The sequence below is a fragment of the Bhargavaea massiliensis genome (assembly GCF_018390575.1).
Taxonomy (GTDB): Bacteria; Bacillota; Bacilli; order Bacillales_A; family Planococcaceae; genus Bhargavaea; species Bhargavaea massiliensis.
In genome coordinates, this window is sequence record NZ_JAHBCJ010000022.1 from 1 (window position 1) to 473 (window position 473).

Sequence of the window (473 nt, forward strand, 5' to 3'; positions counted from 1 at the left end):
TAGCTGTGCTGGTACCAGCCGATCAGCAAACTCAGCAGGCACAGTACGAGCGCCACCGCCATCATCGGCACAGAGAGGATTACTTTTCGCACAAATGGGCATATTAGGGGGTGAGCGCGCCGCCCGCGCCGTCCGCGTCGCTCTCGTCCTCGTCGTCGGCGCCGTCGACGTGGAACCCGAACGCCTTGAGCCGCTCCCGGTCCGCGGCGGAGGACGACGCGGTCAGGCGCAATAGCTCGGAGTAGATGCCGCCGGAGACGGCCAGCTCGGAAGGCGAGCCGATTTCGTCGACGCGGCCGTCGCGAAGCGTGATGATCGTGTCCACGCCCGCGATGGTGGACAGCCGGTGTGCGATCATGATGGTGGTGCGGCCCTCCATCAGCTGGTCCAGGCCGGCCTGCACGGCGCGCTCGGCCTTGGTGTCCAGGGCGGAGGTGGCCTCATCCAGGATCAGGATCGGCGCGTCCTTGAGC

General features: G+C 67.0%; 1 pseudogene. It reads right to left on the minus strand.

What is annotated here, in order from left to right:
- Window positions 1–103: 103 nt before the first annotated feature.
- Window positions 104–473 (minus strand): annotated as a pseudogene (locus KHA84_RS15190) (hypothetical protein); the annotation flags it as partial.